At 67.7% G+C, this 16,870-nt stretch carries 15 protein-coding genes; 11 read left to right on the top strand and 4 right to left on the bottom strand.

All coding sequences use genetic code 11. The features are described 5' to 3' along the window. Positions 1–90 precede the first annotated feature (90 nt). Complete coding sequence (locus AC5Y5V_RS04545) at positions 91–498, bottom strand: hypothetical protein (RefSeq protein ID WP_499931433.1); 408 nt, start codon at positions 496–498, stop codon at positions 91–93. 108 nt (positions 499–606) lie between these two features. On the opposite strand from AC5Y5V_RS04545, the gene AC5Y5V_RS04550 reads away from it, so the two are divergent. After that, positions 607–1,425, top strand: coding sequence for an isocitrate lyase/PEP mutase family protein (locus AC5Y5V_RS04550; RefSeq protein WP_499931434.1), 819 nt, complete (start codon positions 607–609; stop codon positions 1,423–1,425). 19 nt (positions 1,426–1,444) lie between these two features. Here AC5Y5V_RS04550 and AC5Y5V_RS04555 read toward each other — a convergent pair whose 3' ends face one another. Further along, on the bottom strand, positions 1,445–2,323 hold the full coding sequence (locus AC5Y5V_RS04555; protein ID WP_499931436.1) for a ribokinase: 879 nt from the start codon (positions 2,321–2,323) through the stop codon (positions 1,445–1,447). Positions 2,324–2,432: 109 nt separating this feature from the next. On the opposite strand from AC5Y5V_RS04555, the gene AC5Y5V_RS04560 reads away from it, so the two are divergent. From AC5Y5V_RS04560 to AC5Y5V_RS04605, 10 genes are all read left to right on the top strand, one after another. After that, complete coding sequence (locus AC5Y5V_RS04560; RefSeq protein WP_499931438.1) at positions 2,433–4,616, top strand: adenylate/guanylate cyclase domain-containing protein; 2,184 nt, start codon at positions 2,433–2,435, stop codon at positions 4,614–4,616. Further along, on the top strand, positions 4,616–6,019 hold the full coding sequence (locus tag AC5Y5V_RS04565) for a mechanosensitive ion channel domain-containing protein (RefSeq protein ID WP_499931440.1): 1,404 nt from the start codon (positions 4,616–4,618) through the stop codon (positions 6,017–6,019). The genes AC5Y5V_RS04560 and AC5Y5V_RS04565 overlap by 1 nt, the downstream gene beginning before the upstream one ends. Positions 6,020–6,056: 37 nt before the next feature. Then, positions 6,057–7,316 (top strand): glutamate-5-semialdehyde dehydrogenase, encoded by a 1,260-nt coding sequence (locus AC5Y5V_RS04570; protein WP_499931442.1) that lies wholly within the window; start codon positions 6,057–6,059, stop codon positions 7,314–7,316. Positions 7,317–7,338: 22 nt separating this feature from the next. After that, positions 7,339–8,214 (top strand): AAA family ATPase, encoded by an 876-nt coding sequence (locus tag AC5Y5V_RS04575; RefSeq protein ID WP_499931444.1) that lies wholly within the window; start codon positions 7,339–7,341, stop codon positions 8,212–8,214. Then, positions 8,214–9,662 carry a vWA domain-containing protein gene (locus AC5Y5V_RS04580; protein WP_499931446.1) on the top strand — a complete coding sequence of 483 codons (1,449 nt, stop codon included), beginning with the start codon at positions 8,214–8,216 and terminating at the stop codon, positions 9,660–9,662. The genes AC5Y5V_RS04575 and AC5Y5V_RS04580 overlap by 1 nt, the downstream gene beginning before the upstream one ends. Positions 9,663–9,880: 218 nt before the next feature. Then, entirely contained in the window at positions 9,881–10,516 is a 636-nt protein-coding gene (nadD, locus tag AC5Y5V_RS04585; RefSeq protein WP_499931448.1) for a nicotinate-nucleotide adenylyltransferase, read from the top strand. After that, complete coding sequence (gene rsfS, locus AC5Y5V_RS04590) at positions 10,513–10,875, top strand: ribosome silencing factor (RefSeq protein WP_499931450.1); 363 nt, start codon at positions 10,513–10,515, stop codon at positions 10,873–10,875. Before nadD ends, rsfS begins: the two co-directional genes overlap by 4 nt. Beyond that, positions 10,872–11,558 (top strand): glucosyl-3-phosphoglycerate phosphatase, encoded by a 687-nt coding sequence (gene gpgP, locus AC5Y5V_RS04595; protein ID WP_499931452.1) that lies wholly within the window; start codon positions 10,872–10,874, stop codon positions 11,556–11,558. The genes rsfS and gpgP overlap by 4 nt, the downstream gene beginning before the upstream one ends. Continuing rightward, a complete protein-coding gene (gene octT, locus AC5Y5V_RS04600) occupies positions 11,545–12,279 on the top strand; it encodes a diglucosylglycerate octanoyltransferase (RefSeq protein WP_499931454.1) in 735 nt (244 codons plus the stop codon). The genes gpgP and octT overlap by 14 nt, the downstream gene beginning before the upstream one ends. Further along, positions 12,279–13,106 carry a DegV family protein gene (locus tag AC5Y5V_RS04605; RefSeq protein ID WP_499931456.1) on the top strand — a complete coding sequence of 276 codons (828 nt, stop codon included), beginning with the start codon at positions 12,279–12,281 and terminating at the stop codon, positions 13,104–13,106. The genes octT and AC5Y5V_RS04605 overlap by 1 nt, the downstream gene beginning before the upstream one ends. Before the next feature lie 279 nt (positions 13,107–13,385). Here the strand turns inward: AC5Y5V_RS04605 and AC5Y5V_RS04610 are convergent, their stop codons facing one another. Both AC5Y5V_RS04610 and AC5Y5V_RS04615 read right to left on the bottom strand, forming a co-directional pair. After that, positions 13,386–16,307 (bottom strand): MMPL/RND family transporter, encoded by a 2,922-nt coding sequence (locus AC5Y5V_RS04610; RefSeq protein ID WP_499931457.1) that lies wholly within the window; start codon positions 16,305–16,307, stop codon positions 13,386–13,388. Continuing rightward, the gene (locus AC5Y5V_RS04615) at positions 16,304–16,756 is read right to left on the bottom strand and encodes an MmpS family transport accessory protein (RefSeq protein WP_499931459.1); all 453 of its coding nucleotides are present in this window, start codon (positions 16,754–16,756) and stop codon (positions 16,304–16,306) included. The genes AC5Y5V_RS04610 and AC5Y5V_RS04615 overlap by 4 nt, the downstream gene beginning before the upstream one ends. Positions 16,757–16,870 lie beyond the last annotated feature (114 nt).

Consider the following 16,870-nt stretch of genomic DNA (forward strand, 5'->3'; position numbering starts at 1 on the left):
ACTTCACCGCTGCGCCGAACGTGAAGTGGCTGCGGAATGACGGCGGTGATTTCGCAGTGGATTCACGCTCGGCGAGCAGAGGCGGGGCGACTAGGCCTTCGCGCGGCGCCAGCCCTGGTATTGCAGTTCCGCGAACACCAGCGTGTAGACGCCGGTCGCCAGCGTGAGGACCACGCCGGTGGCGGTCAGCGGGAAGACATCGGCGAGCACCAGGGCAACGCTGGCCACCGTGTAAAGCAGGTTGGCGACAGCCACGCCCAGGCCGGCGCGGCGCACCGACGGCAGCGCGGCCAGCCCGAAGACGGCGACGCCGTAGGCGATGAAGAACGCGGCCATGCCGTACTCAAACGCCTTAGTGGTGCCGGAGATATCGGCGAGCCAGCCGGCCAGCGGGATACCGGCGACACCGGACAGGCCGGTCAAGACGGCGTCGGCGCGCATCGCCAGACGAAGGAACCCATCGCGGGTACCGGTGCGGTCGAAAGTGATGGCGGACATTGCGTTCCTCTCGTTGCAGGGTGTTAACCCCGTCGACGTTGCCCGCGAGGCGCTGCCAGATCGACGCCGACCACTGCCAAGTGCTGCCAACCGGGCAACATGAACGGCATGAATCAAGCCGAGCACTACGAAAAGTTCGTGGTCCTGCACCAGCAGCCGGGCGCGTTTGTGATGCCCAACGCCTGGGACGGACTGTCGGCGCTGATCCTCAAGAACGCCGGGTTCGCCGCGCTGGGCACCTCGTCGGCGGCGCTGGCCGCCACGCTTGGGCGCCGCGACGGGCGGCACGCGGTAAGCCTCCAGGAGCATCTGGCGCACGCCAGGCTGCTCATCGAAATCAGCGGCCTGCCGGTGAACGGCGATTTCGAGGACGGATACGGCGCGACGCCCGACGATGTGGGCGCGACGGTGCGTGCCGCGATCGACGCGGGCCTGGCGGGGATCGGGGTCGAGGACACCTCCGCCGATCCCGCCAATCCGATCCGTGATTTCGATGACGCGGTGGCGCGGGTGCGGGCGGCGGCGCAGGCTGCGCGGGGCCGCATCGTGCTCACCGGGCGGACCGACAATTTCATCCAGGGCCGCGACGATCTGGACGACACGATCCGCCGTCTGTCCGCCTTCGCCGAGGTGGGTGCGGACGTGCTCTACGCGCCGTATCCGCCGGACATGGCCGCGGTCGCGGCGATCGTGGACGCCGTCGCGCCCAAGCCGGTCAACCTGTTGGTGGGCACCAAGGCGGACAGGCCCACGGCGGCGCAGTTGGCGGCGGCCGGGGTCAAGCGCATCAGCACGGGCTCGGCGCTCTTCAACCACGCCGCGACCGCGCTGCGCACGGCGGCGGCGGCGCTGGCCCAGGGTGATCTGGCGACCGCGACGACGGGGATGCGGGCGTCGGAGATCGCGGCGCTGATGCCGGAGGGTTAGCGTTGCAGCCGCGGCCGCGCTAGCGCGTCCGGTCGATTTCGGCGTCGATCGCGTCGGCATCCGGTGCGCAGTCGCCGGCGCCGGGCACAAGCGTGGCCAGCGCGCCGGCGGCGCACGCGCGCCGCATCGCTCGCTCAACCCGCGCCGGGTCCGGCTCACGCGGCCAGCTGGCGGCCAGGACTCCGGCGAACACATCGCCGGCCCCGGTGGTGTCCACCGGTGTCACCGCCGGTGCCGATACCTCGAACTCGCCGCCGGCGCCGACGTACCGCGCGCCGCCCGCGCCCAGCGTCACCACGAAGTGTGTTGGCCGCCAGGGCCATTGGCCGGCCTCGTCTTCGTTGACGATCACCACGTCGGCGACGGCAGCGAGTTCGGCCAGCCCGGCCGGATCCTGGGCCGCCGGTGAGGCATTGACCATGACGACCGCTCCGGTGGTCCGGGCTTGCCGCGCCGCGGCCACCGCCGTCGCCACCGGGATCTCCAGCTGGGTCAACAACACACCGCAGTCGGCGATCGCCGCCGCCACGCCCGGGCCGTCCGCGTCCAGTCCGGAGTTGGCACCCGGTGCCACCACGATGGTGTTCTCCGCGTCGGCGTCCACCACGATGATCGCCGTTCCGCTGGGTCCGGAAACGGTGGTCGTCGACTCCGTTCCAACGCCGTTGGCCAGCAGGTGATCCCGCAACCGCCCGCCGGCTTCGTCGTCGCCGAGCGCGCCCACGAACTGGACCCGCGCGCCCGCCCGCGCCGCCGCCACCGCCTGATTGGCGCCCTTGCCGCCCGGTGCGTGCGTCAACGACGACGCCAGCACCGTCTCGCCCGGGCGCGGCAAGCTTGCCACGTGCATCGTCAAATCCATGTTCACGCTACCGACTACGCAGACCCGGGTCGCCATTCCGTTGACGTTAATCGCAATCGTGATCATCTCGCCGTCGTCGCGCTGCTCTGCGCGTTATCCGGCTGCCGTACAACAGGCAGGAGGCCCGTAACGGAAAGGAAACCGATTGACATCGGACGAGCCAACTGACTCAGTTCCCGACGACGCAACCGTCCCGCCGCGAAGGCGGCACGTGCGCCGACCGCTGCCGTGGCGGCGTTTCCGGTTCGGCATTCAGTCCAAGATCATGGTGGCGCTGCTGCTTTCGAGCATCCTGGCGGTGGCGGTGATCGGCCTGATCGGCGGCGTGTCCGGGCGAAGCGCGTTGCGGGAAGTCGAGTCGGAGCGGCTGATCGAGCTGCGTGAGGCGCAAAAGCGTGGAGTGGAGTCGCTGTTCCGTCAGGTGACCAATTCGCTGATCGTCTACAGCGGCGGATTCAGCATCGTCGAGGCCACGACGGCGCTCACCGCCGGGTTCAACGAGTTGGCCAACTCACCGATCACGCCCCCGCAGCAGGATGCACTCGAAACCTATTACAAGAACGAGATGATCAAGCCGATCAACCGGGTAACCGGTGACGCGCTCGATCTCAACGCGATCATGCCCACCACGAATGCTCAGAGATACCTCCAGGCCTGGTACACAGCCGGGCCGAGGAAGGACTCGATGCCCGTCACCGACGCCGGCGACGGGAGCGCGTGGACGGCGGCAAATGCCCGATTCGACTTCTACCTGCGCGATATCGTCACCCGCTTCGACTACCGCGACGCGCTGCTGCTGGACCTGCACGGCAACGTCGTCTACACGGTGAAAAAAGGTCCCGACCTCGGCACCGACATCCTCAATGGTCCGTATCGCGAAACCAAGCTGCGCGAGGCATACCAAAAGGCGCTGGCCTCCAACGACGTCGAGTTCGTCTGGATCACCGACTTTCAGCCGTATCAGCCGCAACTCGACGCCCCGACGGCCTGGGTGGTGTCGCCGGTCGGCATGAACGGCAAGATCGACGGCGTCATGGCCCTGCCGGTGCCGATCACGAAGATCAACAACATCATGACCGCGAACAAGAACTGGCAGGCCGGCGGGATGGGCGGGGCCACCGAGACGTACCTGGCCGGCCCCGACAACTTAATGCGTTCCGATTCACGGCTTTTCCTAGAGGACCCGAATGCCTACAAGCGTGATGCCATCGCCGCCGGCACCCCACCCGACGTGGTGGAACGCGCGCTTCGCCTCGGCGGAACGACGCTGGTGCAACCCGTGCCGAGCGCGGGTCTGCGTGCGGCACAGCGCGGGGAGACCGGGATCGTCAGCGCGACCGACTACACCGGCAACCGGGAATTGGAAGCCTACGCCCCTTTGGACATCAAGAACTCCGCCCTGCACTGGTCGATCCTGGCCACCAGGGACGACTCCAATGCCTTTGCGCGCCTAGGTAAGTTCAGCAAAACCCTCGGCATCGGGGTCAGCGGGATGATCTTTGTCATCTGCGTGGCCTCGATGCTCATCGCGCAGAGATCGGTGCGGCCCATCCGGCGCCTCGAGGAGGGCACCCGCAAGATCAGCTCCGGCGACTACGACATCAATATCCCGGTCTCCTCACGAGACGAAATCAGTGACCTGACAGCGGCTTTCAATGAGATGAGCCGGAATCTGGCGATCAAGGAGGAGCTGCTCGAAGAGCAGCGCAGGGAAAACGACCGCCTCCTGCTGTCGCTGATGCCGGAGTCCGTCGTGCAGCGGTATCGCGAGGGTGAGACGACGATCGCGCAGCGGCACCAGGACGTCGCCATCATCTACGCCGACATCGTCGGCCTCGACGAGATCTCCACCGCCCTACCCGAGAACGAATTGGTGGGAACCATCGACGAAATCGTCCGGCAGTTCGACGCGGCGGCAGAAACCCTTGGTGTGGAACGGATTCGCACCTTCCACAACGGTTATCTGGCCAGCTGCGGGGTGGTGACCCCGCGCCTGGACAGCATCCATCGCAGTGTCGATTTCGCCCTGCAGATGGACCGCATCATCGATCGGTTCAACAACCAGACCGGCCATCAGTTGGGCCTTCGGGTCGGCATCAACACCGGGGATGTCGTCAGCGGACTGGTGGGGCGGTCCAGCCTGGTGTACGACATGTGGGGTGGTGCCGTGAGCCTGGCCTACCAAATGCAGAGTGGCGCACCGCAGCTCGGTATCTTCGTGACCTCCCAGGTGTACGAGGCGATGCGCGACGTGCGGCAGTTCACCCCGGCCGGGCGGATTACCGTCGGCGGGACCGAACAGGCAATCTATCGACTGTCGGAGCGGTAATGAACGCACTCAACTCGCCGTGGTTCTACTGGGCGATCGGTATCGCCGTGGGCTTGCCGATCGTGCTGATCGGGCTCACCGAACTGCATGACCTGCTGAACCGTCGCAACAACCGCACGGCCCGGCAGGTGGGTCTGCTCCGCAACTACCTGGTGCCGCTCGCCGCGCTACTGCTGTTGCTGGTGAAGGCGTCGGAGGTGCCGGCCGGATCGGGCCTGGTGCGGATCCTCACCACCCTGTTCGGGTTCTTGGTGATGGTCGTGTTGCTGTCCGGGCTCAACGCGACCGTGTTCGAGGGTGCGCCCGAAGACAGCTGGCGCAAGAAGCTGCCGGCCATCTTCCTCGACGCCGCGCGGTTCGCGCTGATCGGTGTCGGGCTGGCGCTGATCCTGTCCTACGTGTGGGGCGTTCGGGTCGGCGGGCTGTTCACCGCGCTGGGCGTCACGTCGGTCGTCATCGGCCTGATGCTGCAGAACTCCGTCGGCCAGGTGGTGTCCGGCCTGTTCATGCTGTTCGAACAGCCGTTCCGGATGAACGACTGGCTGGACACCGGAGCGGCGCGGGGACGTGTGGTCGAGGTGAACTGGCGGGCCGTGCACATCGACACCGGCAGCGGAGTCCGGGTCACCCCGAACTCGATGCTGGCCAGCACCGCGTTCACGAATCTCAGCCGTCCGCCGGATGCCCACAAGTTGGCGCTGACGACTGTCTTTTCGGTTGCTGACCCGCCCGACCGGGTGTGTGAAACCCTGTCCCGGGTTGCCCGCACGCTGCCGCAGTTGCGGGCCGGCAGCGTGCCCCGTTCGGTGCCCGTCGGCGCCGGCGAGTACCGCACCTCGATCGCGCTGGACTCGCCCGCCGACGACGGCGCCGCGCGGGCCACGTTTCTGCGCTGGATCTGGTACGCCGCCCGACGGGCCGGACTGCACCTGGACGACTCCGACGACGACTATTCGACGAACGAGCGGGTGGACGACGCGCTGCGCAGCGTGGTGGCGCCCGCGCTGCGGCTCAGCGCCGACGAGCAGCGGGCGTTGCGCTCCTGCGCGCGGCTCGTCCGGTACGGCGCCGACGAGGTCGTGGAGTCGGTCGGCCAGGTGCCTGAGGGCATGACGTTCCTGGTCGCGGGGCGTGTCCAGCTCACCGCGATCGCCGCCGACGGGTCCAGCGTCCCGATCAGCACGCTGGAAAGGGGCTCGTTCTTGGGGCTGACCGCGCTGACCAGACAACCGAACCTGGCGACGGCGTATGCGCTGGAGGAGGTCGCCGCGCTGGAGATCGACCGCGAACACCTCGAGCATCTGGTGACGCGCGAACCGCTGCTGCTCCGGAATTTCGGCCACATCCTCGACGAGCGACGAAGCAGGGTGCGACAGTTGGTCCAGCACCAACGGGTGGGGTGAGGCGCCAGGCCGGCCGTAACGCCGATACCCTGGGTAGATGAGTTCGCAGGCCACACAGCTTCTCGACTTGCGTCAGGAGGTCCACGACGCCGCACGTCGGGCCCGGGCCGCGTCGCGCGCCCTGGCGCTGTTGCCGACCGTCGCCAAGGACCACGCGCTCAAGACCGCGGCAGAGGCGATCGTGGCCAACGCCGAGCGGGTGCTGGCGGCCAACGCCGAGGACCTGGACGCCGCCCGCGCCGCGGGCACCCCGGACGCGATGCTCGACCGCTTGGCGCTGAACCCGCAGCGTATCGACGGCATCGCTGCGGGCCTGCGCCAGGTGTCCGGGCTGCCGGACCCGGTCGGCGAGGTGTTGCGCGGCTACACGCTGCCCAACGGCCTGCAGCTGCGCCAGCAGCGGGTGCCGCTCGGCGTGGTCGGCATGATCTACGAGGGCCGGCCCAACGTGACGGTCGACGCCTTCGGTTTGGCGCTCAAGTCCGGCAACGCCGTGCTGCTGCGCGGCAGCTCGTCGGCGGCGAAGTCGAACCAGGCTCTGGTCGAGGTGCTGCGGGAGGCGCTGGTCAGCGAGGACCTGCCCGCCGACGCGGTCCAATTGCTGTCGTCGGCGGACCGGACCACCGTGACCCACCTGATCCAGGCCCGCGGCCTGGTCGACGTGGTGATCCCGCGCGGCGGTGCCAGCCTGATCGACGCGGTCGTCCGCGAGGCCCAGGTGCCCACCATCGAGACCGGTGTCGGCAACTGCCACGTCTACGTCGACGGCGGCGCGGACCTCGAGGTCGCCGAGCGGATCCTGCTGAACTCCAAGACCCGGCGGCCAAGCGTCTGCAACGCCGCGGAGACGCTGCTGGTCGACTCGGCGATCGCCGAGCACGCCCTGCCCAGGCTGTTGGGCGCCCTGCAGGACGCCGGGGTGACCGTGCACATGTGTCTTGACACGGACGCCGAATCGGACGCGCTGCGCCGCGAGTACCTGTCGATGGACATCGCGGTGGCCGTGGTCGACGGTGTCGACGCCGCCATCGCCCACGTCAACGAATACGGCACCGGCCACACCGAGGCCATCGTGACCGGCAATATGGCTGCGGCCCAACGGTTTACCGATGGTGTCGATGCGGCCGCGGTGATGGTCAACGCCTCGACGGCGTTCACCGACGGCGAGCAGTTCGGCTTCGGCGCCGAGATCGGCATCTCCACCCAGAAGCTGCACGCCCGCGGCCCGATGGGACTGTCCGAGCTGACCTCGACCAAGTGGATCGCGTGGGGCGACGGCCAGATTCGTCCGGCCTGAATCTAATGAGGAGAATTCGACTGTGAGTGTCCCCGCCCGGCCGGCGCCGCTGTTCGCCGACATCGACGACGTCTCGCGCCGACTGGCGGAGACCGGCTACCTACCGGACACCGCCACCGCGACGGCGGTGTTCCTGGCCGACCGCCTCGGCAAGCCGCTGCTGGTGGAGGGTCCGGCCGGCGTCGGCAAGACGGAACTGGCCCGCGCCGTCGCGCAGGCGACCGGGTCGGGTCTGATCCGGTTGCAGTGCTACGAGGGCGTCGACGAGGCCCGCGCGCTCTACGAGTGGAACCACGCCAAGCAGATTCTCCGTATCCAGGCCGGGTCGGGGGACTGGGAGGCCACCAAGGACGACGTGTTCAGCGAGGAGTTCCTGCTGCAGCGTCCGTTGCTGACGGCAATCCGGCGCACCGAGCCCACCGTGCTGCTGATCGACGAGACCGACAAGGCCGACATCGAGATCGAGGGTCTGCTGCTCGAGGTGCTGTCCGACTTCGCCGTCACCGTTCCCGAACTCGGCACGCTCACCGCCGAACGGCCGCCGTTCGTGTTGCTGACCTCCAACGCCACCCGCGAGCTGTCCGAGGCGCTCAAGCGTCGCTGCCTGTTCCTGCACATCGACTTTCCCAGCCCCGACCTGGAACGCCGCATCCTGCTGTCCCGGGTACCGGAGCTGCCCGAGCACCTGGCCGAGGAGCTGGTGCGCATCATCGGGGTGCTGCGCGGGATGCAGCTCAAGAAGCTGCCGTCCATCGCCGAGACGATCGACTGGGGCCGCACCGTGCTCGCGCTCGGCTTGGACACCATCGACGACGCGTTGGTGGCCGCGACGCTCGGCGTGGTCCTCAAACACCAGTCCGACCAGCAGCGCGCGGCCGGCGAGCTCAGGTTGAACTAATGGCCACCCGCCGCCTGCGTCCCAGCCGTCCACTCGCCCCGCACGGCCTGCCCGGTCATCTGGTCGGATTCGTGGAAGCGCTTCGCGGGGCCGGGATTTCGGTGGGGCCATCCGAGACCGTGGACGCCGGACGGGTGCTGACCACCCTGGGCCTGGGCGATCGCGAGGTGCTGCGTGAGGGGCTGGCCTGCGCGGTGTTGCGCCGCGCCGACCATCGCGAAACCTATGACGCGATGTTCGATCTGTGGTTCCCCGCGGCCCTGGGCGCGCGGGCGGTGGTCTTGGAGGACGACACCGACGCCGGTGATCCGGACGGCGGCCTGCCGCCCGACGACGTCGAGGCAATGCGGCAGATGCTGCTGGACCTGCTTACCGAGAATCCCGAGCTCGCCGACATGGACGAGCGGATGGTCGCGATGATCGCGCGGATCGTGGAGGCCTACGGCAAATACAACTCCAGCCGCGGCCCGTCGTTCTCGTCGTATCAGGCGCTCAAGGCGATGGCGCTGGACGAGTTGGAAGGCAAGCTGCTGGCCGGGCTGCTCGCGCCGTACGGCGACGAGCCCACGCCCACCCAGGAGCAGATCGCCAAAGCGATGGCCGCGCAGCGAATTTCGCAGCTGCGCAAAATGGTCGACGCGGAGACCAAGCGGCGCACCGCCGAGCAGCTCGGCCGTGAGCACGTCCAGATGTACGGCATCCCACAGCTTTCCGAAAACGTCGAGTTCCTGCGCGCTTCGGGAGAGCAGCTGCGCTCGATGCAGCGGGTGGTGGCGCCGCTGGCCCGCACCCTGGCTACCCGGCTGGCGGCCCGTCGGCGACGCAGCCGCGCCGGCACGATCGACCTGCGCAAGACGCTGCGCAAGTCGATGTCCACCGGCGGGGTGCCGATCGACGTCGTACTGGCCAAGCCGCGCCCGGCGCGCCCGGAGCTGGTGGTGCTGTGCGACGTGTCCGGTTCGGTCGCCGGGTTCAGCCACTTCACGCTGCTGCTGGTACACGCTCTGCGCCAACAGTTTTCGCGGGTTCGGGTGTTCGCCTTCATCGACACCACCGACGAGGTGACGCACATGTTCGGCCCCGAGGCCGACCTCGCCGTGGCGATTCAGCGGATCACCCGCGAGGCGGGCGTCTACAGCCGCGACGGGCATTCCGACTACGGCAACGCGTTCGCCTCGTTCATCCAGGCGTTTCCGAATGTGCTGTCGCCGCGCAGCTCGCTGCTGGTCCTCGGCGACGGGCGGACCAACTACCGCAACCCGGAGACCGACCTGCTGAACCACATGGTGACCGCCAGCCGGCACGCGCACTGGCTCAACCCCGAGCCGCGGCACCTTTGGGGCAGCGGGGATTCGGCGGTGCCGCGCTACCAAGAGGTGATCACCATGCACGAGTGCCGCTCCGCCAGCCAGCTGGCCACGGTTATCGACCAGTTGCTGCCCGTCTGACTCACGGCGCACCGGCGTCAAGTCCGATTCTCATCGACCGGCAAGCATCGGTGGCCAGCAGCGTGCCCTGGCGCCGGGTTTCGTGCAGCGCCGCACTATCGCGTCGTCGACTTCCGCCCGAAAGGCGGTGTGGGCATGCCCACACCCTGGTGTTTCCGCAGGTCGGCGAGCGCCGCCGCGCAAGCTGGCGAAACGGCGCTCCAGTAAGCTTGCACACCATGCAAGAGCAGCTGCGCAGGCTCGGCGTGATGGGTGGGACATTCGATCCCATCCATTACGGCCACCTGGTGGCTGCCAGTGAGGTGGCCCACAAGTTTCAGCTGGACGAGGTGGTGTTCGTGCCCAGCGGCCAGCCGTGGCAGAAGGAGCGCCGCCGGGTGTCCGCCGCCGAGGACCGCTACCTGATGACGGTGATCGCCACCGCGTCGAACCCCCGCTTTTCGGTGAGCCGGGTGGACATCGATCGCGGCGGTCCCACGTACACGAAGGACACGCTGCGGGACCTGCACACGCTGAACCCGGATTCGCAGCTCTACTTCATCACCGGCGCCGACGCGCTGGCCACGATCCTGTCCTGGCAGGGCTGGGAGGAGCTGTTCGATTTGGCGCGGTTCATCGGGGTCAGTCGGCCGGGCTACGAGCTGGGCCATGACCACATCACCGAGGTGCTGGGCGAGCGGGCCGCCGACGCGTTGGCCCTGGTCGAGATCCCCGCGCTGGCGATCTCGTCGACGGACTGCCGTCAGCGCGCCGAGGAGCGCCGTCCACTGTGGTACCTCATGCCCGACGGCGTCGTGCAGTACGTGTCCAAGCGCCGGCTTTACCGCAAAGCCGACGAGACGGTCAACGCATGACGGCCACGCAGGAAGCCATCGACATGGCGACGGTGGCCGCCGCCGCGGCCGCGTCCAAGCTGGCCGACGACGTCGTCGTCATCGACGTCTCCGGGCAGCTGTTCATCACCGACTGCTTCGTGATCGCGTCGGCGTCCAACGAGCGGCAGGTCAACGCGATCGTTGACGAGGTCGAGGAGAAGATGCGCCGCGCCGGACACAAGCCGGCCCGCCGCGAGGGGGCCCGGGAGGGCCGGTGGACGCTGCTGGATTATCGCGACATCGTCGTGCACATCCAGCATCAGGACGAGCGGAATTTCTATGCCCTGGACCGGCTCTGGGGTGACTGCCCGGTGGTAGCGGTGGAGATTGCGGAATGAGGATCCGTCGGCTGGTGATGCTGCGCCACGGGCAGACCGATTTCAACGCCGGCAGCCGGATGCAGGGTCAGCTGGATAGCGCGCTGACCGACCTGGGCCGCGCGCAGGCCGTCGCCGCGGCCGAGGTGCTGGGCAAGCTGCAGCCGTTGCTGATCGTCTCGTCGGACCTGCATCGCGCCTACGACACCGCGCTCAAGCTGGGGGAGCGCACCGGCCTGCAGGTCTGGGTGGACCAGCGGCTGCGCGAGACCCACCTGGGGGACTGGCAGGGCCTGACCCATACCGAGGTCGACGCCGAAGCCCCCGGCGCCCGGCTGGCCTGGCGCGACGATGCGACGTGGGCGCCCCACGGCGGGGAAAGCCGGGTCGACGTGGCCGCCCGCAGTGTGCCGCTGGTTGCCGAAATCGTTGCGCGCGAGTCCGAATGGGGCCTGGAAAGCGGCGCAGAGCCGGCGCGTCCGGTCGTGCTGGTCGCGCACGGGGGCCTCATCGCTGCGCTGTCGGCCGCGTTGCTGAAGCTGCCGGTCGCGAACTGGCCCGTGCTGGGCGGCATGGGCAATGCCAGCTGGGTGCAGTTGTCGGGCCATTCGGATGACTCGGCCACCCCGGAAGACTTTGACGCTGTTCGCTGGCGGCTGGATGTGTGGAACGCTTCGGCGCAGGTGGCCAATGACGTCCTCTAGACCCACGCTGCTGGTGTTCGCCGACTCGCTGGCCTACTACGGACCCACCGGCGGCCTGCCCGCCGACGACCCGCGTATATGGCCCAATATTGTTGCTTCGCAACTGGATTGGGACTTGGAACTCATCGGCCGCATCGGCTGGACCTGCCGCGACGTGTGGTGGGCGGCGACGCAGGACCCCCGGTCCTGGGCGGCGCTGCCCCGCGCGGGTGCGGTGGTCTTCGCGACCAGCGGAATGGACTCGCTGCCCTCGGTGTGGCCGACGGCGGTGCGGGAGCTGATCCGCTACGTGCGGCCGCCGTTGCTGCGGCGCTGGGTCCGCGACGGCTATGGCTGGCTGCAGCCGCGCTTGTCGCCGATCGCCCGGTCCGCGCTGCCGCCGCACCTGACCGCCGAATACCTCGAACAAACCCGTGGCGCAATAGATTTTAATCGGCCCGGCATCCCGATCGTGGCCTCGCTGCCGTCGGTGCACATCGCGGAGACCTACGGCAAGGCCCACCATGGCCGGGCCCCGACGGTGGCCGCAATCACCGATTGGGCGCAGCGGCACGATGTTCCACTGGTGGATCTCAAAGCCGCTGTCGGCGAGGAGATTATGAGTGGACGCGGCAACCCCGACGGCATTCACTGGAATTTCGAGGCACACCAGGCGGTGGCGGAGCTGATGCTCAAGGCGCTGGCCGAAGCCGGCGTGCCGAATCCGAAATCTCACCGCTGATGCCGGTAGTCGTGGTCACCGACTCGTCGTCGCGGCTGCCGGCCGACGTGTGCGAGAAGTGGGCGATCCGCGTGGTTCCGCTGCACATCCTGCTCGACGGCGTCGACCTGCGCGACGGCGTGGATCCGATTCCCGACGACATCCACAAGCGCCACGCCACCACCGCGGCGGCCACCCCGGCCGAACTGTGCGCGGCCTACCGTCAAGCCCTGGCCGACAGCGAAGGCGACGGCGTTGTGGCGGTCCATATTTCGTCGGCGCTGTCGGGCACCTGCGCGGCCGCGCAACGAACCGCCGCGGAGGTGGGTTCTAGTGTGCGCGTGATCGACTCGCGGTCCACCGCGATGGGCGCCGGCTTCGTCGTGCTGGCCGCCGCGCGGGCCGCGGCCACCGGTGGTGACCTGCAGACGGTGGCGGCGGCCGCAACTTCGGCGGTGAGCCGCAGTCACGCCTTCATGGTCGTGCACCGGCTGGACAACCTGCGTCGCAGCGGACGGATCGGCGGGGCGCAGGCGTGGTTGGGCACCGCGCTGGCGCTCAAGCCACTGCTACGCATCGACGACGGCAAACTTGTTCTCGCCCAACGGATACGCACCGTCAGTCACGCCACGACGGCGATGCTCGACCGGGTCTGCGAGGTGGTCGGGGACGGGGCCGCCGCGCTGGCGGTCCATCACGTCGTCAACCCGGACGGCGCCGAGGAAGTGGCGGCGGAACTGGCCCGGCGACTGCCGGCGTGCGAGCCGGCGTTGATCTCCCCGTTGGGCCCGGTGCTGGCGGTGCATGTCGGTGCCGGGGCCGTCGCGGTATGCCTTCAGGTCCCCTGACTCGCGCCCTCACCGCACTCCGCGAGCGTGCGCAGATGTACGGCGACACGCCGTGCTGGCCGGCGAGGGCGCTCAAATTTGCGTGAAATCGCGGGTGGAGCCTCGACTTTGGGGACTCTCGCCGCGGCGCTGAGTCGGTTCCGCGAGTCCCAGGCGTCACAAGAAAGTCGGCACATACGCTTTTGCCCGCCTCTGAGCGACAGCGTGTCGCGCGTAGGCGGGCAAACCGGCATGCCTCTCGGCCGAGACAGCGCACCCGACGGCGGCGACCGCGACGCCCTAGGTCGAAGCGACCTTCGGCCGCCCGTAATCGCCGCGCGGGTGCACCACCTGCGGCCACCAGAACCAGCGGCCCAGCAGCGTGGCGATCGATGGCATCAACAACGTGCGGACGACCAGCGTGTCCAGCAGCAGGCCGATGCACACCGTCGAACCGAACTGACCGAGAACCGTCAACTCACTGCCCAGCATGGCCGCCATGGTGAACGCGAACACCAGGCCCGCCGCCGTCACCACGCCGCCGGTGCCGGCCATCGATCGGATGATCCCCGTCTTGAGTCCGGCGTGGATCTCTTCCCTGAAGCGGGACACCAGTAGCAGGTTGTAGTCGGATCCGACGGCCAGCAGGATGATCACGGACAACGCCATCACGATCCAGTGGATTCTGAAGCCGAGCAGGTTCTGCCAGATCAGGACTGACAGCCCGAAGGACGCGGCGATGGAACTGGCCGCGGTCCCGACGATGACCAGCGCGGCGACGACGCTGCGCGTGAGCAGCAGCATGATCATGAAGATCAGCGTCAGCGCCGATACGACGGCGATCATCAGGTCGTACTTTTCACCGTCGGCCATGTCCCGGAAGGTTGCGGCCGTGCCGCCCAGGTAGACCCGGGCGTCGGACAGCGACGACTGCTTCAGCCCCTCCTGCGCCGCCGACCGTTCGGCGGCGACGCGCGAGATCCCTTCCGGGGTCATCGGATCGCCCTGGTGGGTGATGAAGAACCGGGCCGACTTGCCGTCGGGCGACAGGAACATTCGCAGGCCGGTCTTGAAGTCGGGGTTCTCGAAGGCCTCCGGCGGCAGGTAGAACATGTCGTCGTTCTGGGCGGTGTCGAAACTCTGGCCCATCACGATCGCCGTGTTGCTCAGCGCCTCCATCTGGTCGAGCATCGCCGAGAAGGTGGACTGCATCGTCAGCGTCAGCGCCTTGGTCGTCTTCATCGTCGCGATCATCGGCGGAATCAGCGTCAGCATCTGGCGTGTCGCGTCCGCGGTGTGCTGGATGTCCGCCGTCAGCTTGTGGAACTGCTCGGCAAGCTTGTCGAATCCGTCCAGGGAGTCGAACAGGGACCGAAACGACCAGCACAGCGGGATGTCGAAACAGTGCTTCTCCCAATAGAAGTAGGACCTGATCGGTCGCCAGGTGTCGTCGAAATCGGCCAGGTGGTTGCGCAGATCGTCGGTGATGGCCGCGGTTTCGGCCGTGGTCTTGGCGCTTTCGTCGGCGGCATGGGACAGGTCCTGCGTCACCGCGTACATGCGCTGCATCGTGTCGATCATGAACTGCATCTGGTCGGCCATCGTGGTGATGTCCGCCATCCGGTCCTTCAGGAACTTCATGTTCTGCATCGTCGTCTGGCTCGACATGCTGTTCTGAAACGGTATGGAGCTGTGCTGAATTGGGATGCCCAACGGCCGCGTGATGTCCTGGACCATGGCGATGCCGACCACCCGCATCATGTTCTTGGCCACCCGGTCCAAGACCAGCATGTCGGCCGTGTTCCGCATGTCATGGTCGGACTCGATCATCAACATGTCGGGGTTCATCCGGGCCTGCGAGAAATGGCGGTCCGCCGCCTCCTGACCCTGGTTGGAAGGCGCGCTCGTGGGCAGGTAGTAGCGGTCGTTGTAGCTCGTCTTGAAGCCCGGCAGCGCGACCATGCCGACCATGACGACCGCGGCGCTCACCGCGAGGATCGGTGCGGGCCAGCGCACCACCGCGGTGCCGACCCGGCCCCACAGGCGCCCCCGCTTGGCTGCCACCTTGGATTCGAAAAGCCCTAACTTGCTGCCCAGGAAGACGATGGCGGGCCCCAGCGTGACGCCGGCCAGCACGACGACCAGCATCCCGATGGCCACCGGAGCGCCCATGGTGTTGAACCACGGCAGCCGCGCGAAGCTCAGGCAGTAGGTGGCCCCGGCGATGGTCAGCCCCGACCCCAGCACCACCGGCGCAACCCCGCGAAACGTCGTGTAGTAGGCCGATTCTCGGTCCTCGCCGGATCGGCGCGCCTCCTGATACCGGCCGACGAGGAAGATCCCGTAGTCCGTGGCCGCCGCGATCGCGAGCATCGTCAGGATGTTCGCGGCGAAGGTGGTGAGCCCAAATAGGTCGGCGTTCGCGAAAAGCGCGACGACCCCGCGCGCGCACAACAACGCGACGAAGGTCATGAACAGCTGGATCACCGTCGTGATGATCGAGCGGTAGACCAGCAGCAGCATGATCGCGATCGCGCCGAGGGTGAACAGCGTGATCTTGGCCAGGCTGGCGTTGCCGATGACGTGCATGTCGTCGGACAGCGCGGCCGGCCCGGTGACGTACACGTCCAGCCCGGCCGGCGGCTTGTTCTTTTCGATGACCTTGCGGACCGCCTCGACCGAATCGTTGGCCTGCGTGGTGCCCTGGTTGCCGGCCAGATTCAACATCACGTAGGCGCCCTTGGCGTCGGCGCTTTGGGCGCCCGCGGCCGTCAGCCGGTCTCCCCAGAAGTCCTGGATGTGCTGGATGTGCGTGTGGTCCTGCTGCAGCTGACGAATCAGGTTGTCGTAGTAGTGATGTGCCGGATCCCCGAGCGGCGCATTCTTGCTCTCCAGCACGATCATGACCGTGCTGTTGGAGTCGAATTCCTTGAAGTTGTGGCCCAGCCGCATCATCGCCTGCATCGACGGAGCGTCCAGTGGGGCCATCGGCGCCGAGTGTGCCTCGCCCACGACCTCGAGGCTGGGAACGAAGACGTTGACGGCGATCGTGACAAGCACCCACAGCAGCAGGATCGGAATGGCGAATATGCGGATCATGTGCGGAATGAAGGGGCGGTGCGGCTTCGCGCCGTCGGGCTCGGCATCCCGCCGGTCGGCCACTCTGATCGGGCCCGTGGCCGCGTCAGTTGCCTCGTCCGCGCGGTTCTCGATGTCGCTCATGCGGACTTCACCAGGCAGAAGGTCTGTGGGTTGACGCCGTCGGAGTTGCGCTCTTCGCGGACCACACCGTCCACGGTGATGCGGCAGCCGATCTGGCCGCCGTCACCCTGCACCATGATGTTCGCGCTCACCGAGGGCAGCGTCGTGGACACGGTGACGGACCAGGGCAGCGCGGCCGCGTCGATTTGATGGGTGTTGGCGTTCTCGTCCCAGTAGTTGATGCTCGCGGTGGACCCGGGGGGACCGTACACGTCATAGCGGACGACCTTGGGGTTGAACTGCACGATCTTGATTCCGGCGCCGGCGTTCGCGTTGAGGTCTTCAGAGCCGAAAATCTTGTGCAACCTGGACACGACCAGCGCCGCGACGGCGAGAACCACCACCAACAGCAGGGGTATCCAGGCTCGTTTGAGCAAGCGCGTTGTGGGACCCGCCACGGCACCAGCCATGTCACCGCCTTCCGCTTATGATCCTGGTCTGCAACGCGCCACGTCAGGGCTTGCTTCCCGCCACATGCACGTGAATCTCGAGAAAACCTTTGTTCGGCTAAGTATGTTAGACCT

The organism is Mycobacterium sp. NGS68, from assembly GCF_059812195.1.

Coding starts and splice junctions, on each gene's coding strand:
- nadD (WP_499931448.1), top strand. CDS start 9,881: ATGCAAGAGCAGCTGCGCAGGCTCGGCGTGATGGGTGGGACATTCGAT.
- AC5Y5V_RS04570 (WP_499931442.1), top strand. CDS start 6,057: ATGAGTTCGCAGGCCACACAGCTTCTCGACTTGCGTCAGGAGGTCCAC.
- AC5Y5V_RS04565 (WP_499931440.1), top strand. CDS start 4,616: ATGAACGCACTCAACTCGCCGTGGTTCTACTGGGCGATCGGTATCGCC.
- AC5Y5V_RS04615 (WP_499931459.1), bottom strand. CDS start 16,756: ATGGCTGGTGCCGTGGCGGGTCCCACAACGCGCTTGCTCAAACGAGCC.
- AC5Y5V_RS04550 (WP_499931434.1), top strand. CDS start 607: ATGAATCAAGCCGAGCACTACGAAAAGTTCGTGGTCCTGCACCAGCAG.
- AC5Y5V_RS04580 (WP_499931446.1), top strand. CDS start 8,214: ATGGCCACCCGCCGCCTGCGTCCCAGCCGTCCACTCGCCCCGCACGGC.
- AC5Y5V_RS04610 (WP_499931457.1), bottom strand. CDS start 16,307: ATGAGCGACATCGAGAACCGCGCGGACGAGGCAACTGACGCGGCCACG.
- octT (WP_499931454.1), top strand. CDS start 11,545: ATGACGTCCTCTAGACCCACGCTGCTGGTGTTCGCCGACTCGCTGGCC.
- AC5Y5V_RS04605 (WP_499931456.1), top strand. CDS start 12,279: ATGCCGGTAGTCGTGGTCACCGACTCGTCGTCGCGGCTGCCGGCCGAC.
- gpgP (WP_499931452.1), top strand. CDS start 10,872: ATGAGGATCCGTCGGCTGGTGATGCTGCGCCACGGGCAGACCGATTTC.
- rsfS (WP_499931450.1), top strand. CDS start 10,513: ATGACGGCCACGCAGGAAGCCATCGACATGGCGACGGTGGCCGCCGCC.
- AC5Y5V_RS04555 (WP_499931436.1), bottom strand. CDS start 2,323: ATGGCGACCCGGGTCTGCGTAGTCGGTAGCGTGAACATGGATTTGACG.
- AC5Y5V_RS04545 (WP_499931433.1), bottom strand. CDS start 498: ATGTCCGCCATCACTTTCGACCGCACCGGTACCCGCGATGGGTTCCTT.